Genomic DNA, 4,463 nt, shown 5'->3' with positions numbered 1-4,463 from the left:
TCAAAAAAACAACGTTTTTATTATCACAGATGAAATGGGACACTATTACCCGCCCTAACCATAAACGGGGAAAACAAAACACACAGGACCTGACACCTATGATCAACGTTGCAGTGCTCGGAGCTACGGGCGCGGTTGGTCAGCGATTTGTCGAACTTCTGGCGGATCATCCCTGGTTTAATCTGACAACACTCGCTGCCTCAGAACGCAGTGCGGGAAAGCAGTACGGAAAAGTGGTAAACTGGCGCCTTGAAACGCCGTTTCCGGAAAAGATCGCGAAGATCAAGGTCGTAAATATTGCTCCTTCGGCGATGAAGAACGTGGACCTAGTCTTCTCCGCGCTTCCTGCGGAAATTGCGCTGGATGTTGAGAACAAGTTTGCCGATGCGGGCATCGCGGTCTGCAGCAATGCAAGTTCACACCGGATGGAACCGACCATCCCCCTTGTGGTGCCTGAGGTAAACCCCGATCACCTGGGGTTGATCGATGTCCAGCGGGACGCCGGCAGGGACGGGTTTATCGTGACCAACCCGAACTGCTCTACGATCGTGCTTGTCACTGCCCTTGCACCTTTGAGGAAATTTAAGTTTAATGATATCCGGGTCGCCACGATGCAGGCAATATCGGGAGCCGGCTTTGCGGGTGTTGCAGCAATGGCAATCTGCGACAACATTATCCCTTTCATTGGCAAGGAAGAGGAGAAGATGGAGTCCGAGACCCTCAAGATCATGGGGACCTTAAAAGGCAAAAAAGTGGCGGATGCACCGTTTAAAGTGAGCGCAAGCTGCCACCGGGTACCGGTCATTGACGGGCACACCATGGCGGTCTGGGTGGATATTAAAGAACCGGTTGAAAAGGTAAAAAAAGCTTATACCGACTACAAACCGCCGATCAAAGGTCTGCCGACCCAGCCGACGGAATCCGTCCATCTGTTCTCTGAGGATGACCGCCCCCAGCCCCGGCTTGACCGTATGCGGGGCCGTGGCATGACCGTGTCGGTCGGCCGGTTGCGGGACGGTCTCCGGTTTGTGGCTATGGGACACAACACCATCCGCGGTGCAGCGGGGGCAAGCGTGCTGAATGCAGAACTGATAACAAAGAAGAAGTACCTGTGATCTCTATGGAAAACACCATTCAACCCACCATGCAACCAATGAAGGAAAACACCGTGTTTGTGGGAAACAAGCCGGTCATGAACTATGTACTGGCAGTCGTAACACAATTCAACAACGGGGCAAGCGAGGTTGCCATTAAGGCTCGTGGCAAGGCAATCTCACGGGCTGTTGATACCGCAGAGATTTCCTTAAACCGGTTCCTGGAGGGTGTGACAAAAAAGGATATCGTCATCTCAACCGAGGTTATAGATACAGATTCCGGCAAGACCAATGTTTCAAGCATCGAGATCGTTCTTGCTTCTAATAAATAACTTTTTTGGTGGCGATCCCCGCGACGTCCCCCAAGTTTTGGGTTGAATGCAAAACGGGTGTAATACTCGTGAACAACCATAAACCATTTAACTGGCTCATTCAAATTTATAGTGCTATGAGAGCACGTGCTGCCGCACTTCTCTGTTTATTCTGTATAGGTCTGATTATAGTGCCAGCGATAGCAGCAAATGATGAGCGGTACGGGTATATTACCGTAGACTCCGTGAAGATCCAGCTGGAGAACGATACGGCGCATGTCGACGTTCATTATGCTGTCGATGAGGGCACGCGGCTCATCTTCTTTTTGTTGGGAAAACAGGATCTAAAGAACAAATTATTGAAGATTCTCAATTATGATGATGCACAGATGCAGCATATCAATCTGTCAGACGCTGAGTTTGTCGTGAACGATGCTGCATACTCTTATGGGAATGGAATATACTGGTACCCGGCTCACCAGTTCAACGTCGCCATTCCTAAACTTACCGTGGTGACCCCGCAGGTCGTACGGAATTATACCAACACCAACCTGTTTCCGGATGGGATGGGATATTTTGAGACCGGACATCTGACTGAAACCCGTGAATGAGTGTCGCAATCGCAGTCCTCCCCAGAGATTAAACCTGCTCGGCAGGAATAGGGGCTCGTTTGCGTCATTCGTGGTTTTTTAGATGCCCCCTGCTATGGAGCGCAACGGAATCTGCATCACTGACATGATTTTTTCGTATGGCAGATCTTTTCAGGAATAAAATACACCCATGGAAAACCCTGTCAGTACTATTAAATAGACCGAGCTGCCGTCAGTCTTACAGGATTTTTTTTTATAATTTTGCTGTCCCCAGGACAGAGAAACCTACGTCCCTCACATGGTCACCGGTCAGTATCTCGGATAAAGCCCGGTTCTACTCAGATGTGGCAGATTTTCCCGTCCAAAAGAGATAAGTAAAAATCTGTAACGATCCGGTGCGGAATCAGATGTTCTCAATGATGGCCTCTTTCTGTTGCACTGCCTGACGTTTCGCGATAACATACTGGATGATGACACCGACAATCGCACATGCGAGCCCAAAGAGTGTGGAATACATGATATACATTCCGGCATCTGTCGGTTTTACGGGAAATTCCGGGACGCTGCTGACCGCGAGGATATAGATGCTTGCACCGTACAGGATGAGTCCAATTGCAAAGACAAAGAATGGGAAGACAATGACTTTTGCCAGATTCTCCCGCTCATTGATATACACATCGACGATAACTCCAACTGATGTAACCAGGCCGGCGACGATTAGCCATATGATCGCCCCATACATAAAACTCATGACGTACAGGAGAACACCCATGCTGCTGTCTGATGTATAGTACTTCAGAACCGTGAAAAAACCGATGGCAAAGCCGATGACCCCGAGCACGATGGTTGTCGAGTACGTGACAAAGGAGAATTTGCCGCGGGACATGGACGCCCGGAGTGCATTGATACTTCCGTGAATAAATTCGTCCAGACCAAATCCTTTGTAGAGCAGGTACATCCCGATTACACCGATCACGACAATGGTTGCGGTTCCCGGGTACCCTAAGATGAATGCGCTCGCGTACAGCAGCATAGCAAGGCCGAGGGGGACGAAAACCACTCTGGAGATCTTGGGATCGTCAAGGAGTTTTTTTAAGATATAATACGTTCCCTCCAGATTGGGCATCTGGTTGACGATCACGCGGCGGATGCTCGCAACCGGGAGCCGTGACTGAATAATAGGTACGACGTACTCGTCCTCCGCGCCATCCGAGACAAGGATGCAGCTTGAGGGTTCTGTCTCTGCTATGACGTCATCGAGGGTTGCTGCGATCTTCCGGTCCCCTTCGATCATGTGCAGGTGGTTGCCGGCAATAACTGCGACAACGGCCTCTTCGCCTTTTGCGATCAGTTCATCGTAAATTTTTACTGCAGAGAAGATCGCGTTGACATCGGAGTCTTCCGGGTCGGCAAGGGCAAGCGTGTCGGCTGCTTTCAGGCATTCCTGCCTGCCTACGACAGGACTTTTGATTTTTGCCTTCCACCCGATATCATCGTCCCGATCAACGCTGAGGACGAGAGTCCGACCTGTAGTCATTGGTATAATAAAATCGCCGTAAATCTATTAAATTATTGCCTAGGATAAAAAAAGCGGGATTGTTTTGAGGATCAGATGAGTTTTGAACGCTGGAGCAGCAGGATATCGTCTGTCGTGAGTTTTTCCCCGGCCCGGAAGTTCTGGAACAGGTGCTCGGCTTCCTGGCGGACGGCTTTCTGCTCTTTTGTTACCTTGACCTTTTTGGTCTTCTTTCGCAGCCCGGAGATGACCTTATCGTAATCGCGCAGTTCTTTCTGGCAGGCGATGAAGAATTTATGCTCGGCATCAGCTGATTCCTGGGCCTCGACAAAGCTCTTGTGGGCCATATCAGCCGCCTCTCGGGACTTGTCTGCCTTCCGGTAGGATTCGACCATAAGGTCATGGTGTTTCTGGGCAAGTTCGGCGAGTTCGGTTACCTTTGCATGGAGCTCGGAAGCATCCTTGCGAAAATCCCGTGCAGATGAGATCTTCGTCCGCATCTCCTTGTTCTGTTCAAGTTCAGCCTCCTGCTCTTTGACCTGGCCTTTCATCTGTTTGATCTTCTCGATGAGCTCGCGCTCCTTATCGGTAGTGAAAACCTCGGTCTGCTGCCGGTACTCCATATACTCGATCTGCTTCTGGAGTTCCTTGATGCCCCGGTTCTTGAGCGTCCCATGCTCTTTTTTGAAGGCTTCGATCTCTTCAAACAGCACGTTCGCCTTGTCGTTTAACTCATTACGCTGCGCTTTCTGGTCAAGGACTTCCTGATTGTACTTATCCCGGAGATCCTTGTTCTTCTGCGCCTCTTCCACAAACTCCCTTGTCTGGTTGTTGAGCGTGTTCCTTTCCCGCGCAGATTTGCTGGCGGTGGCGTTGAGCTCGTTTCTTCGGTTCTTGTGCTGTTCAGACTCAGCGAGGATCTTCTTTCGCTTTTCCATCAGGTCATTCAACA

Annotated in this window: 5 protein-coding genes; 3 read left to right on the top strand and 2 right to left on the bottom strand. The window is 50.1% G+C overall.

Annotated elements, in window-relative coordinates:
- Positions 1 to 98: 98 nt before the first annotated feature.
- From asd to QZN75_RS03630, 3 genes are all read left to right on the top strand, one after another.
- Complete coding sequence (gene asd / locus QZN75_RS03640) at positions 99 to 1,115, top strand: aspartate-semialdehyde dehydrogenase (RefSeq protein ID WP_292424861.1); 1,017 nt, start codon at positions 99 to 101, stop codon at positions 1,113 to 1,115.
- A gap of 5 nt (positions 1,116 to 1,120) precedes the next feature.
- Entirely contained in the window at positions 1,121 to 1,426 is a 306-nt protein-coding gene (albA, locus tag QZN75_RS03635; RefSeq protein WP_292424858.1) for a DNA-binding protein Alba, read from the top strand.
- Between the two features lie 116 nt (positions 1,427 to 1,542).
- A complete protein-coding gene (locus QZN75_RS03630; RefSeq protein ID WP_292424856.1) occupies positions 1,543 to 2,016 on the top strand; it encodes a hypothetical protein in 474 nt (157 codons plus the stop codon).
- Positions 2,017 to 2,398: 382 nt separating this feature from the next.
- On the opposite strand, the gene QZN75_RS03625 is transcribed toward QZN75_RS03630, so the two are convergent.
- Positions 2,399 to 3,532 carry a DUF373 family protein gene (locus QZN75_RS03625; protein ID WP_292424854.1) on the bottom strand — a complete coding sequence of 378 codons (1,134 nt, stop codon included), beginning with the start codon at positions 3,530 to 3,532 and terminating at the stop codon, positions 2,399 to 2,401.
- Between the two features lie 71 nt (positions 3,533 to 3,603).
- Positions 3,604 to 4,461, bottom strand: a complete 858-nt coding sequence (locus QZN75_RS03620) for a coiled-coil protein (protein ID WP_292424851.1) — start codon at positions 4,459 to 4,461, stop codon at positions 3,604 to 3,606.
- Positions 4,462 to 4,463 lie beyond the last annotated feature (2 nt).

Source organism: Methanoregula sp., assembly GCF_003170075.1.
In the GTDB taxonomy this organism is placed as follows: Archaea; Halobacteriota; Methanomicrobia; order Methanomicrobiales; family Methanospirillaceae; genus Methanoregula.
This window is presented reverse-complemented; position numbering and strand designations above follow the sequence as displayed.

Bases quoted from the DNA above. Each gene is read 5' to 3' on its own strand.
- QZN75_RS03625 (WP_292424854.1), bottom strand. From the start codon at position 3,532: ATGACTACAGGTCGGACTCTCGTCCTCAGCGTTGATCGGGACGATGAT.
- QZN75_RS03630 (WP_292424856.1), top strand. From the start codon at position 1,543: ATGAGAGCACGTGCTGCCGCACTTCTCTGTTTATTCTGTATAGGTCTG.
- albA (WP_292424858.1), top strand. From the start codon at position 1,121: ATGGAAAACACCATTCAACCCACCATGCAACCAATGAAGGAAAACACC.
- asd (WP_292424861.1), top strand. From the start codon at position 99: ATGATCAACGTTGCAGTGCTCGGAGCTACGGGCGCGGTTGGTCAGCGA.